Below are 13,546 nucleotides of genomic sequence, written 5' to 3'. Positions count from 1 at the left end.
CCGGTTTGATAGAATCGGCGTTTTTCCCCTCTGATACACATCGGTAGCCATGACCAGCCCAGCACTCAAAGACCCCGCCAAGACCCGCGTCATCGTCGGCATGTCCGGCGGCGTGGACTCTTCCGTCTCCGCCCTTCTGCTCATGGAGCAGGGCTACCAGGTGGAAGGTCTGTTCATGAAGAACTGGGAAGAGGACGACGGCACCGAATACTGCACCGCCCGCGAAGACCTGGCCGACGCCCAGGCCGTGTGCGACCGCATCGGCATCAAGCTGCACACCGCCAACTTCGCCGCCGAATACTGGGACAACGTGTTCGAGCACTTCCTCGAGGAGTACAAGGCCGGCCGCACGCCGAACCCGGATATCCTCTGCAACCGCGAAATCAAGTTCAAGGCCTTCCTCGACTACGCCCTGTCCCTGGGCGCCGACCTGATCGCCACCGGCCACTATGTGCGACGCCGCGACACTGGCGAGCTGACCGAGCTGCTCAAGGGCCTGGACCCGAACAAGGACCAGAGCTACTTCCTGCACGCCGTCGGCGGCAAGGAAATCGCCCGCACCCTGTTCCCGGTAGGCGAACTGGAGAAACCCGAGGTACGCGCCATCGCCGAGAAACACGGCCTGGCCACGGCCAAGAAGAAGGACTCCACCGGTATCTGCTTCATCGGCGAGCGCCGTTTCAGCGACTTCCTCAAGCAGTACCTGCCGGCCCAGCCGGGCGAGATCCAGACCACCGAGGGTGAAGTGATCGGCCAGCACCACGGCCTGATGTACCACACCATCGGCCAGCGCCAGGGCCTGGGCATCGGCGGCCTGAAGGACGCCAGCGACGAGCCGTGGTACGTGCTGGAAAAAGACCTCTCGCGCAATGTGCTGGTGGTCGGCCAGGGCAACGAGCACCCGTGGCTGTTCTCCCGCGCCCTGCTGGCCTCGGAAATTTTCTGGGTAAACCCGATCGACCTGTCCAGCCCGCGCAAGCTCACCGCCAAGGTGCGCTACCGCCAGGGCGACCAGCAGTGCACGCTGGAGCAGACCGCCAGCGGCTACCGCGCAGTGTTCGACGAGCCGCAGCGCGCTGTCACCCCGGGCCAGTCGGTGGTGTTCTATGACGGCGAGGTTTGCCTGGGCGGCGGCGTGATCGAAGTCGCCGAGCCCTGGAGCCCGCGCCCATGAACAACCTCCAGGAGCAACTGATTGCCCTGGGCGGCGTGTTCCAGGCCGCCGTGCTGGTGGACCGCATCGCCCGCACCGGCCAGGCCAGCGAAGCCAATATAGGCTGCATGCTCGGCAGCCTGCTGGTGGTCGACCCCAAGGACACCCTGGAAGTGTTCGGTGGCGACGACATCAACCTGCGCGACGGCTACCGGGCGCTGGTCGGCGCCCTGGAGCGCGATCCCAGCAGCCTGCAACGCGAGCCGCTGCGCTACGCCCTGTCGATGCTGGGCCTTGAGCGCCAGTTGAACAAGCGTGGCGACATGCTCGATACCATCGGCAACCGCCTGCCGCAGATCCAGTCCCAGGCCAAGCATTTCGGCCTGGTTCATGAAAACGTCATCGCCTCCAGCGGAGCCTTGTACCAGGACACCCTGAGCACCCTGCGCCAGCGTATCCAGGTGCATGGCGACATGCGCTTCCTGCAGCAGGCCAGCAACGCCTCGAAGATCCGCGCCCTGCTGCTGGCCGGCATCCGCGCCGCGCGCCTGTGGCGCCAGCTGGGCGGGCACCGCTGGCAGCTGGTGTTCAGCCGGCGCAAGCTGCTCAACGAGCTGTACGGCATGATGCGTACCGCCGATTGAAATGAACCGTGGGAGCGGCGGTGCGCCGCCGCTCCCGCGCCAGACACCACACGCTTCGAAATGGCCCGACCTTTGGTCAGCCACCCGACCCGGGCGCGTTTTTCATGTATGATATGCGCCCTTCCAAAAGCCTGACTGTCCGAGAACACCCCATGCAGCTCTCCTCGCTCACTGCGGTTTCCCCTGTAGACGGCCGTTATGCCGGCAAAACCCAGGCCCTGCGCCCCATTTTCAGCGAATTCGGCCTGATCCGTTTCCGCGCCCTGGTCGAAGTGCGCTGGCTGCAGCGCCTGGCCGCCCACCCGCAGATCGGCGAAGTGCCGGCGTTCTCCGCCGAAGCCAACGCCGTGCTGGACAGCCTGGCCACCGACTTCAAGCTCGAGCACGCCGAACGCGTCAAGGAAATCGAGCGCACCACCAACCACGACGTCAAGGCCATCGAGTACCTGCTCAAGGAGCAGGCCGCGCAGTTGCCTGAGTTGGCCAAGGTCAGCGAGTTCATCCACTTCGCCTGCACCAGCGAGGACATCAACAACCTGTCCCACGCCCTGATGCTGCGCGCCGGCCGTGACGAAGTGCTGCTGCCACTGATGCGTCAGATCGCCGAAGCGATCCGCACCCTGGCCCACACCCACGCTGCCGTGCCGATGCTGTCGCGCACCCATGGCCAGCCGGCCTCGCCGACCACCCTGGGCAAGGAACTGGCCAACGTCGTCTACCGCCTGGAGCGCCAGATCGCGCAAGTGGCCGCCGTGCCGCTGCTGGGCAAGATCAACGGCGCCGTGGGCAACTACAACGCCCACCTGTCGGCCTACTCGCAGATCGACTGGGAAGCCAACGCCCGCGCCTTCATCGAAGACGAGCTGGGCCTGGTGTTCAACCCCTACACCACCCAGATCGAGCCGCACGACTACATTGCCGAGCTGTTCGACGCCATCGCCCGCTTCAACACTATCCTCATCGACTTCGACCGCGACGTCTGGGGCTACATCTCGCTGGGCTACTTCAAGCAGAAGACCGTTGCCGGCGAAATCGGCTCCTCGACCATGCCGCACAAGGTCAACCCGATCGACTTCGAGAACTCTGAAGGCAACCTGGGTATCGCCAACGCACTGTTCCAGCACCTGGCCAGCAAGCTGCCGATCTCGCGCTGGCAGCGTGACCTGACCGACTCCACCGTGCTGCGCAACCTGGGCGTGGGCTTCGCCCACAGCGTCATCGCCTACGAGGCCAGCCTCAAGGGCATCGGCAAGCTGGAAGTCAACGAAGCCCGTATCGCCGCGGACCTGGACGCCTGCTGGGAAGTCCTGGCCGAGCCGATCCAGACCGTGATGCGCCGCTTCAACATCGAGAACCCCTACGAGAAGCTCAAGGAGCTGACCCGTGGCAAGGGCATCACCCCTGACGCGCTGCTGACCTTCATCGACGGCCTGGACATGCCGGCCGAAGCCAAGGCCGAGCTCAAGCAGCTGACCCCGGCGACCTACATCGGCAACGCGGTGGCCCAGGCCAAACGCATCTAAGCTGACCGTCGCGTGCAACGCCCGGCCTGGCCGGGCGTTTTTATTCCCGTACGAAAATTACGTTTTTTCAATAGGTTGAACATGAATTCTGATACTCCACTGCAACTGTTGGGCGGCCTCACGGCCCGTGAATTCCTGCGCGACTACTGGCAGAAGAAGCCACTGCTGGTACGTCAGGCCTTCCCTGACTTCGTCAGCCCCATCGACGCCGACGAGCTGGCCGGCCTGGCCCTGGAAGAAGAAGTCGAGTCGCGCCTGGTGCTCGAGCACGGCGAGCGCCCGTGGGAGCTGCGCCGCGGCCCGTTCGCCGAGGACGCTTTCAGCGACCTGCCCGAGCGTGACTGGACCCTGTTGGTGCAGGCCGTGGACCAATTCGTGCCGGAAGTGGCCGAGCTGCTGGAAGAGTTCCGCTTCCTGCCGAGCTGGCGCATCGACGACGTGATGATCAGCTACGCCGCGCCCGGCGGTAGCGTCGGCCCGCACTTCGACAACTACGATGTGTTCCTGCTGCAAGGCGACGGCACGCGCAGCTGGAAAGTCGGCCAGATGTGCAACAGCGATAGCGCGCTGATCGACCACGCCGACCTGCGCATCCTCGCTGATTTCGAACAGAGCGACGAGTGGACCCTGGAACCCGGCGACATGCTCTACCTGCCGCCGCGCCTGGCCCACTACGGTGTCGCCGAGAGCGAGTGCCTGACCTACTCGGTCGGTTTCCGCGCCCCGAGCGCCGCCGAAGTGCTGACCCACTTCACCGATTTCCTCGGCCAGTTCCTGCCGGATGAAGAGCGCTACAGCGATGCCGACGCCCAGCCGGTCAGCGACCCGCACCAGATCCAGCACGATGCCCTCGACCGCCTCAAGGCGCTGATCGACAAGCATATGTCCGACAAGGACCTGCTGCTGACCTGGTTCGGCCAGTTCATGACCGAGCCGCGCTACCCTGAGCAGGTGGTGGGCGAAGATCTCTCCGAACAAGAGCTGCTGGACTACCTCGGCCAAGGCGCCATCCTGATTCGCAACCCAAGCGCACGTTTGGCCTGGTCCGAGTTCGGCGACGACCTGCTGCTGTTCGCCAGCGGTCGCAGCTGCCCGCTGCCAGGCAAACTGCGCGAACTGCTGAAGCTGATCTGCTCCGCCGATGCCCTGCACAGCGAAAACCTTGGGCAGTGGATGGAGGATGAAGACGGCTTGATGCTGGTACAACAGCTGGTCATGCAAGGCAGCCTGGGATTCGCCGATGAATAAGATCAGTGTTCGACTGGCCGACTGGCACAAGGACAATGCCGACATCCACCGCATCCGCAGCGCCGTGTTCGTCGCCGAGCAGCACGTACCGCCGGAGCTGGAATTCGACGCAGAAGACCCGACCGCCGTGCACTTCCTGGCCCTGGAGGGCGACTACCCGATCGGTACTGCCCGCCTGCTGCCTGACGGCACCATCGGCCGGGTTTCGGTGCTCAAGGACTGGCGCGGCCTGAACGTGGGCGACGCGCTGATGCGCGCGGTGATCATCGAGGCGCAGAACCGCGACCTCAGCCAGCAGATGCTCAGCGCCCAGGTGCACGCAACGCCGTTCTACGAGCGCCTGGGGTTCCGCGTGGTCAGCGAGGAGTTCCTCGAGGCCGGCATCCCGCATGTGGACATGGTTCGGGATTCGCGCGAGATCGCCTGATCACCTTCACGGGCAAACCCGCTTCCACAACGTGGGAGCGGGTCTCGCGCCTGATCAGGCGATCACGATCTGCCCATCCCCAACGCCCTGCCCCGCAATCCCCACCAGCGTCACGCTGTCCCCGCCGAACTTCAGCACCAGGTCATCCCCCACCTGGCTGGCATGGGCACGCCAGTCCGGCGCGGCGGTGCCGCCTCCCACGCCAATGAACACCAGCCGGTCCTGGCCGGTGAAGTCCAGCACCCGGTCCTGGCCGAAATGGCCGCTGAACAGGAAGGTGTCGCGTCCCCCGCCACCTAACAGCACATCGTTGCCCGTGCCACCGACCAGCACGTCATTGCCGGCGCCGCCCTGCAGCCGGTCGTCACCGCCCAGACCGAACAGCCACTGCCCCTGGTTGCCCGCCACCAGCTGGTCGCCTGCCTGAGTGCCGTTGAGCGAAGACGCATAGGGGGTAATCTTGCCGCTCTCGAACAGCCCCTGCGCCGCCACCGCGTGACTGACCTCCTTGCTGAAGATCAGCAGGCTCGACTCCTTGCTCACCAGGTTTTCGACATTGCGCACCAGGCTGATGCCACCCTCGGCGTCGCGCACGTACAGCGTGCCTTCGCCATCCCGGGCGATGCTCAGGTTGGCCAAGGCATCCTGCAGCTTCAGGGTGTCATGGCCGGCGCCACCGTCGATCAGGTTGAAACCGCCGTCATCGCGGAAGGTATCGTTGCCGGCCCGGCCTTCGAGGTAGTCGTTGGCGCGCCCGCCATGGATCAGGTCGTCCTTGTCCGAGCCGATAATGAACGTGCTGCCCTTGTGCGGCTCCGCATTGCGGTTGAGGTCCTCGACCCAGGTCGAGCCACGGGTCACGTCCGACAGGTTGCTGACCAGGATGGTCGAGTCGCGGCTGGTCCACTGATAGAAGGACGAATCCAGCACACGCCCAAGGCCATCGGTGTAGGCCGTCGGCAGGTGCGACAGCCAGGTGGCGATGTTGCCGATGGAGAACGGCAGCAGGTTCCAGGCGTCGGACGCGTAGTGGTCATTGAAGTTGACGATATTGTTGGTGGCCGAGGCCTTGGCGCCGTCGTGCACGCCCAGGGTGCCCCAGGTCGCCGAGGTGCCATCGAGCGCGCGGAACACCGGGTCGTTCTCGTAGCCGATATTGAGCACCTTGTTGGCGTCGGCAGCCTGGGTCGGTGAGGCGAAGGCGACGTAGCGCGCATCCTGGTAGAAGCCGCCCCAGCGCGAACCGCTCAGGTCGGCCAGGCTGTTGACCGCCAGGCCACCAAGGCTGTGGCCGCTGACGGTGATATCCGCGCCGCTCAGGCCGTTGGCCTTGGCAAAGGCCGCGACATCGGCGAGCAGCTGCCCGAATGCGTTACCGGCGTAATCACGGGCATAGCCTGCCGGGCCGATCGCCGCCAGCAGGTCGTTGATGGCGTCACCGATGGTGTCGCCCAGCAGGTTCTCACGCGGACCGCTGGTGCCGCGAAAAGCGATGCCGATGCCGCTGAGCTGGCCGGCGGCATCGTAGCGGCCGAGGATCTCCACCTGCGCCGAGGTGTAGCCCTGCGCTTCGCCGTGGAAGGTGCCGCGGGCGTCGGTCTTGCCCTGGTAGCCCAATTGCGCCGCGCTGATCGGCGACCAGCCGGCGGCCTTCACCTGGGCCAGGGCCCTGGCTTCGGCGTCCGGGTTCCAGGGGATGCCGGGGATCACGCCCTGGCTGTCGGTACCGCCGATCAGTGCCTTGACCAGCGTGGCCGGCAGACCTAGACCGAAGCCGTACTTCTGGTAGCCGGCGCCGAAGCCATCGTCGATGCCATGGTAGGCGTAGGTGGCCAGCGCCATGGCGTCCTTGTAAAGCGCATAAGAGGCAGTGCTGTCGAGCTGTCGGTAATCGAATACGGGCATTGGTTTACATCCCTGTTGTTCTTGTAGGAAGGACACCCCAGCGACATCGTCCGGTGACACGACTGACGGGCGAAAGGCAAAGCTGGCACGCATTTGCCACCTCGTCCAACCCGAAGGGATGACGTCCCTGCCAAAGATGCGGGCAAAAAACCTGTACATGCATACAGATAAAACTTGCCTGCGCGCCCTGGCTTGCGCATCCTAGGGGCCAACTTTCACGATGAAGCGTTTTCGGCCATGCGCCTCTTTCTCTGCGAAAAGCCCTCCCAGGCAAAAGACATCGCCAAGGTCCTCGGTGCCCAGCGCCGCGGCGATGGCTGCTGGCAGGGCACCGATGTCTGCGTGACCTGGTGCATCGGCCACCTGCTGGAGACCGCCCCGCCGGACAGCTACGACGAGCGCTACAAACGCTGGACCCTCGAAGACCTGCCGATCATCCCGCAAAAGTGGAAGATGACCGTCAAGCCCAAGACCGCCAGCCAGTACAAGGCGGTCAAGCGCCTGCTGGGCGAAGCCCGAGAACTGGTGATCGCCACCGATGCCGACCGCGAGGGCGAGATGATTGCCCGCGAACTGGTCGAGCACTGCCGCTACCGCGGGCCGATCCAGCGCCTGTGGCTGTCGGCGCTGGACGATGCCTCGATCCGCAAGGCGCTCGGGCGCCTGCTGCCCGGCCAGGAGACCTTCAGCCTCTACCATTCGGCCCTGGGCCGCTCGCGGGCCGACTGGCTGATCGGCATGAACATGAGCCGCCTGTTCACCCTGCTCGGCCGCCAGTCCGGCTACCAGGGCGTACTGCCAGTGGGCCGGGTGCAGACCCCGACACTGCGCCTGGTGGTGGACCGCGACCGCAGCATCGCCGACTTCGTGCCCGTGCCGTTCTGGGCCATCGACGTGCAACTGGAAAGCGCGGGCGCCGTGTTCAACGCCCAGTGGCGCGCCCCCGAGGACGCCTGCGACGATCAGGGCCGCTGCCTGAAGCAGGACATGGCGCAACAAGCCGCGGCCGACATGCAGGCCGCGGGTAGCGCCCGGGTGCTGAAGATCGCCACCGAACGGGTGCGCGAAACCGCGCCGCTGCCCTTCGACCTCGGCACCCTGCAGGAGGTGTGCTCGAAGAAGCTCGGCCTCGGCGCCCAGGAAACCCTGGATATCGCCCAAGCCCTGTACGAGACCCACAAGCTCATCACCTACCCGCGCAGCGACAGCGGTTACCTGCCCCTCAGCCAGCATGGCGAGGCCCCTGCCATCCTCGCCGCCTTGCATCGCGCCGACAGCAGCCTCGCGCCACTGCGGGACTACCTGGACCCACAGCGCCGTTCGCGGGCGTGGAACGACCAGAAGGTCAGCGCCCACCACGGCATCATCCCCACCGCCGCCGCCAGTGACCCGGCGCGCGTGCCACCCAAGTACAAGGCGGTGTATACCCTGATCCGCGCCCGCTACCTGGCGCAGTTCCTGCCCAACCACGAGTACGACCGCACCCAGGCCGAGTTCGATTGTGCCGGCCATGCGCTACGCGCGGTGGGCAAGCAGATTGTTGAGCCCGGCTGGCGCCGTGCGCTGCCCGAGGCATTGACTCCGGCCAAGGGTCGCGAGGCGCCACCGGCCCAGGTGCTGCCGGCGTTGCGCGAAGGCCAGGACTGCACCGTGCGGGACCTGCAACTGAAAGACCTGTGGACCCAGCCACCCAAGCCTTTCACCGAAGGCGACCTGATCAAGGCGATGAAAAACGTCGCCAAGCTGGTGGACGACCCCAGGCTCAAGCAGAAGCTCAAGGAAACCACCGGCATCGGCACCGAGGCGACTCGCGCCAGCATCATCCAGGGCTTGCTCGACCGTGGCTACCTGGTCAAGAACGGCAAGGCCCTCGCGGCCACACCCGCCGCCTTCAGCCTGATCGACGCCGTGCCCCGGGCCATCGCCGACCCCGGCACCACGGCGATCTGGGAACAGGCGCTGGACATGGTGCAGAGCGGGGAAATGAGCCTGGAGGAGTTCGTCGCCCGGCAATCGGCGTGGATGGGCAAGCTGGTGCAACGTTGCAGCGGCATGCGCCTGACCATCAGCGGGCCGACGGCGGGCAAGGCTGCGACGCCATGGAAAAAGAAGCGTAAAAGCGCGGCGAAGGGCAAAGCCGCAGCCAGCAAACCCAGGCAGACGCGCCGCAAGGCGGCGACCTAACGCCTCGCGAGGGCATCCCCGACTGGCGCCATGAAAATCCTCTGCTATTTTTTCATGAAAATAATCAGAAAAAATTTCACGAGGCCCCGACATGTTCAAGCAATCCGCCCAGCACGTCGCCAGCTACTACGCCCGCACCTACCCCGCCACTATCCCCTTGCGCCCCACCCTACAGGGCGCCCACGACACCGACGTCCTGATCGTCGGTGCCGGCTTCAGCGGCCTGCATACGGCCTTGCGCCTGGCATTGGCCGGCCAGCGCGTGACCCTGCTGGAAGCCAGCCGGGTGGCCTGGGCCGCCTCGGGCCGCAACGGTGGCCAGGCACTGCTGGGCTGGTCGTGCGACATGCCCCCGTTGGAGCGAGCCCTGGGCCTGGAGCGCAGCCGGCGCCTGTGGGACAGCATGTGCTGGGCCGCCCGCGAGCTGCACGAACTGCCCCAGCGCCATGGCTTCGACGTCGATTATCGCCAGGGAAGCCTGTGGACCGCCGTGTTGCCGCGCCGCGTAAAACTGCTGGAGGAGGCCCGGCGTGAAGCACAGGAGAAGTTCGACTACGACTGCCTGCGCCTGATCGGCCGCGAGGAACTGCCCGAGTGGATCGACAGCCCCCGCTACCAGGCCGCGCTGTACGATCCCAATGGCGCCCACCTCAACCCGCTGAAGCTGGCCCAGGGCCTGGCCGGCGTGATCGAAGCGAACGGCGGGCGGATCTACGAGCAGAGCCAGGTGACCGATTACCAGGAACACGCCGACGGCTTCGCCGCCCGCACCGATCAGGGCGAGGTGCGCAGCCGCGTAATGGTGCTCGCCTGCAACGCCTACATCGACCGCCTCGACCGCGCGCTCTCGCGTCGCCTGCTGCCGGTGGGCTCCTACCAGGTGGCCACGGCGCCGCTGGACGCCGACTTCGCCGCCTCGTTGCTGCCGCGCAACAGCTGCGTGATCGACAACCAGTTCGTCCCCGACTATTTCCGCCTCACCCCCGACCACCGCCTGCTGTTCGGCGGTGGCTGCACGTACCTCGGTGGTATCCCCAAGGACGTCGCCGGCGCCACCCGGCCATACCTGGAGCGGGTGTTCCCACAGTTGCGAGGGGTAGCCATCGAGCATGCCTGGGGCGGCCACATTGATTGCAGCATCCAGCGCACGCCGGATATCGGTCGCCAGGGCCAACGTTACTGGCTGCAGGGTTTTTCCGGCCACGGCGTACTGCCGACCCTGGCTGGTGCACGCGCGGTCAGCGACGCAATCCTCGGTGACGACGAGCTGCTGAAACTGTACCAGGCCATCGACAATGGCCGTTTCCCAGGCGGCGACCTGCTGGCCGCGCCACTGGAAGCGGCTGCGAAGGCCTGGTACAGGATGCGCGATCATGTCTGACGATACCCACGCCCTCGCCCGTCAGGTGCGCGAACTGCGCAAGCACCGCGGCCTGACCCTTGACGAGCTGGCAACTCGGGTCAACCGCTCGCTGGGCTTCCTCTCCCAGGTCGAACGCGGGCTGTCGCGGCCCACGGTGGCTGACCTGACTGCCATCAGCGAAGCGCTGCACGTGCCTACCACCTATTTCTACCAGGCCGTGCCGCCCCGAGAGATCGACTGGGTGACCCGCCCCGACGAGCGGCGCACCCTGTACTACGCCGCCGGGATCACCGACGTGCTGGTCTCGCCGACGCTAAGTGGCCGCTTCGCCATGCTCGAAAGCCACCTGGCGCCCGGCGCCAGCAGTGGCGAGGGGCATCTGGACGACAGCTCGGAACAAGGCGGTTTCGTCCTTGAGGGCGAGCTGACCTTGTGGCTCGAAGGCCAGGACGGCGCCGTCACCCTGATCCCCAACGACAGCTTCCAGCTGCCACCCCACAGCCAGTTCCGCTACGCCAACCTGACCGCCCGAACGACCCGGGTTCTCTGGGTCTTCCGTTGAGAGCATGCCAATGACAAGTACTACAGGCTTCCCCGATCTGCTCAGCGAAGTACGTGCCTTGCGCACCCGACACCCCGACGTGCGCTACGTCGACCTGATCAGCCTGGACATCCCCGGGCATTTCTACGGCAAGCGCTATCCCATCGACATGCTGGAAAAAGTCGCCGCCGGCAGCCCGCTCAAGCTGCCGCAGAACTGCGTCCTGCTCGGCGTGCAGGGCGGGCTGTTCCCGATCGGCGACTACTGCTTCAACGACGGCGACCCGGACGCTCCGCGCCGCCTGGTCCCCGGTACGCTCAAGCCGGTGACCTGGGAGCGAGAGCCGCTGGGGCAGATGCTGATCACCTCGGACGGCACTGCGGCGCCCATCGAGTTCGAACCCCGCGAGGTGCTGGCCCGCGTCCTGCAACGCCTCGAATGCCGCGGCATCCGCCCGGTGGTGGCGTTCGAACTGGAGTTCTACCTGTTCGACCAAGCGTTGAAAGAGGGCTTGCCGCAGTTCCCCCGCGACCCGGTCAGTGGCGATGCCGACGACCAGCCGAACATGCATATCGAGCGCCTGTCGCGCTTTGCCGATGTGCTGCGCGAAATGGTCGAGACTGCCAACATCCAGGGGGTGGACGCCAACGTCATTACCGCCGAACTGGGTCCCGGCCAGTTCGAGATCAACTTCGGCCATTGCGACGATGGCCTGCGCGCCGCCGACTGGGCGGCACTGTTCTGCCGCAGCACCCGGGGCGTGGCGCGCAAGCACGGGCTGCGCGCCTCGTTCATGAGCAAACCCTACCTGCACGCGCCGGGTAGCGGCATGCATGTGCATGTCAGCTTGTACGACCCGGCGGGCAACAACCTGTTGTCCGCCGATAACCAGCGGCCGCTGCGCCACGCCGTGGCCGGTTGCCTGGCGCTGCTGCCGCATTGCATGCCGATTTTCGCCGCCAACCACAATGCGTTTCGCCGCTACGGGGCCATGGTCAACGCCGCCAGCCGTGCCAGCTGGGGCTTCGAGGATCGCGACGCCTGTATCCGCATCCCCGAGTCGGATGCGCGCAACCTGCGGATCGAGCACCGGCTGGCCGGGGCGGATGCCAATCCGTACCTGGTACTGGCGGCGATCCTGTGCGGCATGGAGCACGGGCTGGATGCCGCGCAGGAGCCCATCGCGCCGCTGAACGAGGACCGTGGCAGCGGGATCGATTTTCCCAAGGACATGCTCGGCGCGGTGGCGGCGATGCGTGGGCATCCGGCGGTCAACGAGGGGTTGGGCGCGGAGTTCGTGATGGTCTATTGCGAGAACAAGCGCCAGGACCATCTGGCGTTTTTCCAGGAGGTCAGTGCGCGGGAGTATCGCTGGTTCCTGTAAGCCTCACCGGACTCATCATTGCCAAGCCCCACAGATGGACCGCGATCCCTGTGGGAGCCGGCTTGCCGGCGATGAGGCCAAAACTGGTAACACCGACCACAGGGCATTACCATGCACCACCTCTAGCGCGGCCTTTTGCCGCACCCTCCCGTCCAGCCTGCCCGTGCCCTCATGCCTTTCGAACTCACCGTAGAACCGCTCACGCTGCTGATTCTCGCCCTGGTCGCCTTCGTCGCAGGCTTCATCGATGCCATCGCCGGCGGCGGCGGCCTGCTGACCACCCCGGCGCTGCTCACCGCCGGCATGCCACCGCACCTGGTGCTGGGCACCAACAAGCTCAGCTCGACCTTCGGCGCCGCCACGGCCAGCATCACCTACTACCGGCGCAAGCTGTTCCATCCGGCGCAATGGCGCCTGGCGATTGTCGGCACCCTGGTGGGCGCACTGATCGGTGCGGTTGTGGCTCACTACATGCCGGCCGAGTGGCTGAACAAGATGCTGCCGGTGATCGTGTTCGCTTGTGGCGTCTACCTGCTGTTCGGCGGTACACCGAAGGCGCCGGTGGACGCCGATGCTCCGATCAAAAGGAAGTGGCAGTTTCCGCAGGGCTTCACCCTGGGCTTCTACGACGGCGTTGCCGGGCCGGGTACCGGTGCCTTCTGGACAGTGAGCACGTTGCTGCTCTATCCCATCGACCTGGTTCGAGCCAGTGGCGTGGCGCGCAGCATGAACTTTGTCAGCAACATTGCGGCGCTGACGGTGTTTGTCATTTCCGGGCAGGTGGATTACATCGTTGGGCTGTGCATGGGGGTGTCGGTGATGGTCGGGGCGTTTTTTGGGGCGCGGACGGCGATCAGTGGGGGCAGCAAGTTCATTCGGCCGGTGTTTATTACTGTGGTGTTGGCGTTGACTGTGCGGTTGGCTTGGCAGCATTGGTTTGGGTAGGGATTTGGCTCTGGCTCTGGCTCGATTGTTTTGATTCTGCATACATATTCTTGAAATATGTCGACATCTAGTCACCTTTTCGCCTTTACGGCGACCTACTTTTGCTCTTGGGCAAAAGTAGGCAAAAACCGCTGGCGGTATGACTCACCCACATGGGTTACAAATCAGTTCACGCACATAGGTAACAGTCTTTAACTGGCAGGGTCGGTTTTCGAGGATCTGACCATGC

General features: G+C 65.4%; 11 protein-coding genes. 10 read left to right on the top strand and 1 reads right to left on the bottom strand.

Annotated features, from left to right (window positions below):
• Positions 1-49 precede the first annotated feature (49 nt).
• The 5 genes from mnmA to DFS21_RS26240 all read left to right on the top strand — a co-directional run bounded on the left by mnmA (position 50) and on the right by DFS21_RS26240 (position 4,995).
• The gene (gene mnmA, locus DFS21_RS26260; RefSeq protein WP_046856177.1) at positions 50-1,174 is read left to right on the top strand and encodes a tRNA 2-thiouridine(34) synthase MnmA; all 1,125 of its coding nucleotides are present in this window, start codon (positions 50-52) and stop codon (positions 1,172-1,174) included.
• A complete protein-coding gene (gene hflD, locus DFS21_RS26255) occupies positions 1,171-1,797 on the top strand; it encodes a high frequency lysogenization protein HflD (protein ID WP_111533454.1) in 627 nt (208 codons plus the stop codon). Before mnmA ends, hflD begins: the two co-directional genes overlap by 4 nt.
• A gap of 152 nt (positions 1,798-1,949) precedes the next feature.
• The gene (purB, locus tag DFS21_RS26250) at positions 1,950-3,320 is read left to right on the top strand and encodes an adenylosuccinate lyase (RefSeq protein WP_046856178.1); all 1,371 of its coding nucleotides are present in this window, start codon (positions 1,950-1,952) and stop codon (positions 3,318-3,320) included.
• Positions 3,321-3,401: 81 nt separating this feature from the next.
• Positions 3,402-4,568: a cupin domain-containing protein gene (locus DFS21_RS26245; protein ID WP_110698425.1), complete on the top strand. Its 1,167-nt coding sequence runs from the start codon at positions 3,402-3,404 to the stop codon at positions 4,566-4,568.
• Positions 4,561-4,995, top strand: coding sequence for a GNAT family N-acetyltransferase (locus tag DFS21_RS26240; RefSeq protein WP_046856180.1), 435 nt, complete (start codon positions 4,561-4,563; stop codon positions 4,993-4,995). The genes DFS21_RS26245 and DFS21_RS26240 overlap by 8 nt, the downstream gene beginning before the upstream one ends.
• Before the next feature lie 54 nt (positions 4,996-5,049).
• Here DFS21_RS26240 and DFS21_RS26235 read toward each other — a convergent pair whose 3' ends face one another.
• On the bottom strand, positions 5,050-6,900 hold the full coding sequence (locus DFS21_RS26235) for a polyurethanase (protein WP_110698427.1): 1,851 nt from the start codon (positions 6,898-6,900) through the stop codon (positions 5,050-5,052).
• Positions 6,901-7,137: 237 nt separating this feature from the next.
• Between DFS21_RS26235 and DFS21_RS26230 the strand changes: the two genes are divergently transcribed.
• The 5 genes from DFS21_RS26230 (at position 7,138) to DFS21_RS26210 (ending at position 13,317) form a co-directional block, all read left to right on the top strand.
• The gene (locus tag DFS21_RS26230; protein WP_111533453.1) at positions 7,138-9,084 is read left to right on the top strand and encodes a DNA topoisomerase III; all 1,947 of its coding nucleotides are present in this window, start codon (positions 7,138-7,140) and stop codon (positions 9,082-9,084) included.
• A 91-nt stretch (positions 9,085-9,175) separates the two neighbouring features.
• Positions 9,176-10,465 (top strand): FAD-binding oxidoreductase, encoded by a 1,290-nt coding sequence (locus tag DFS21_RS26225; RefSeq protein ID WP_111533452.1) that lies wholly within the window; start codon positions 9,176-9,178, stop codon positions 10,463-10,465.
• Positions 10,458-11,009, top strand: a complete 552-nt coding sequence (locus tag DFS21_RS26220; protein ID WP_110698434.1) for a helix-turn-helix domain-containing protein — start codon at positions 10,458-10,460, stop codon at positions 11,007-11,009. The genes DFS21_RS26225 and DFS21_RS26220 overlap by 8 nt, the downstream gene beginning before the upstream one ends.
• A gap of 10 nt (positions 11,010-11,019) precedes the next feature.
• A complete protein-coding gene (locus DFS21_RS26215; protein WP_110698436.1) occupies positions 11,020-12,372 on the top strand; it encodes a glutamine synthetase family protein in 1,353 nt (450 codons plus the stop codon).
• 171 nt (positions 12,373-12,543) lie between these two features.
• A complete protein-coding gene (locus tag DFS21_RS26210) occupies positions 12,544-13,317 on the top strand; it encodes a TSUP family transporter (protein ID WP_046856185.1) in 774 nt (257 codons plus the stop codon).
• The last annotated feature ends 229 nt before the right edge of the window (positions 13,318-13,546 follow it).

It is taken from the genome of Pseudomonas sp. 2848 (assembly GCF_003253945.1).
Taxonomy (GTDB): Bacteria; Pseudomonadota; Gammaproteobacteria; order Pseudomonadales; family Pseudomonadaceae; genus Aquipseudomonas.
This window is presented reverse-complemented; position numbering and strand designations above follow the sequence as displayed.

Excerpts from the sequence above, each read along its gene's own strand:
- DFS21_RS26230 (WP_111533453.1), top strand. The coding sequence starts at position 7,138 with ATGCGCCTCTTTCTCTGCGAAAAGCCCTCCCAGGCAAAAGACATCGCC.
- DFS21_RS26235 (WP_110698427.1), bottom strand. The coding sequence starts at position 6,900 with ATGCCCGTATTCGATTACCGACAGCTCGACAGCACTGCCTCTTATGCG.
- purB (WP_046856178.1), top strand. The coding sequence starts at position 1,950 with ATGCAGCTCTCCTCGCTCACTGCGGTTTCCCCTGTAGACGGCCGTTAT.
- mnmA (WP_046856177.1), top strand. The coding sequence starts at position 50 with ATGACCAGCCCAGCACTCAAAGACCCCGCCAAGACCCGCGTCATCGTC.
- DFS21_RS26245 (WP_110698425.1), top strand. The coding sequence starts at position 3,402 with ATGAATTCTGATACTCCACTGCAACTGTTGGGCGGCCTCACGGCCCGT.
- DFS21_RS26225 (WP_111533452.1), top strand. The coding sequence starts at position 9,176 with ATGTTCAAGCAATCCGCCCAGCACGTCGCCAGCTACTACGCCCGCACC.
- hflD (WP_111533454.1), top strand. The coding sequence starts at position 1,171 with ATGAACAACCTCCAGGAGCAACTGATTGCCCTGGGCGGCGTGTTCCAG.
- DFS21_RS26240 (WP_046856180.1), top strand. The coding sequence starts at position 4,561 with ATGAATAAGATCAGTGTTCGACTGGCCGACTGGCACAAGGACAATGCC.
- DFS21_RS26210 (WP_046856185.1), top strand. The coding sequence starts at position 12,544 with ATGCCTTTCGAACTCACCGTAGAACCGCTCACGCTGCTGATTCTCGCC.
- DFS21_RS26220 (WP_110698434.1), top strand. The coding sequence starts at position 10,458 with ATGTCTGACGATACCCACGCCCTCGCCCGTCAGGTGCGCGAACTGCGC.
- DFS21_RS26215 (WP_110698436.1), top strand. The coding sequence starts at position 11,020 with ATGACAAGTACTACAGGCTTCCCCGATCTGCTCAGCGAAGTACGTGCC.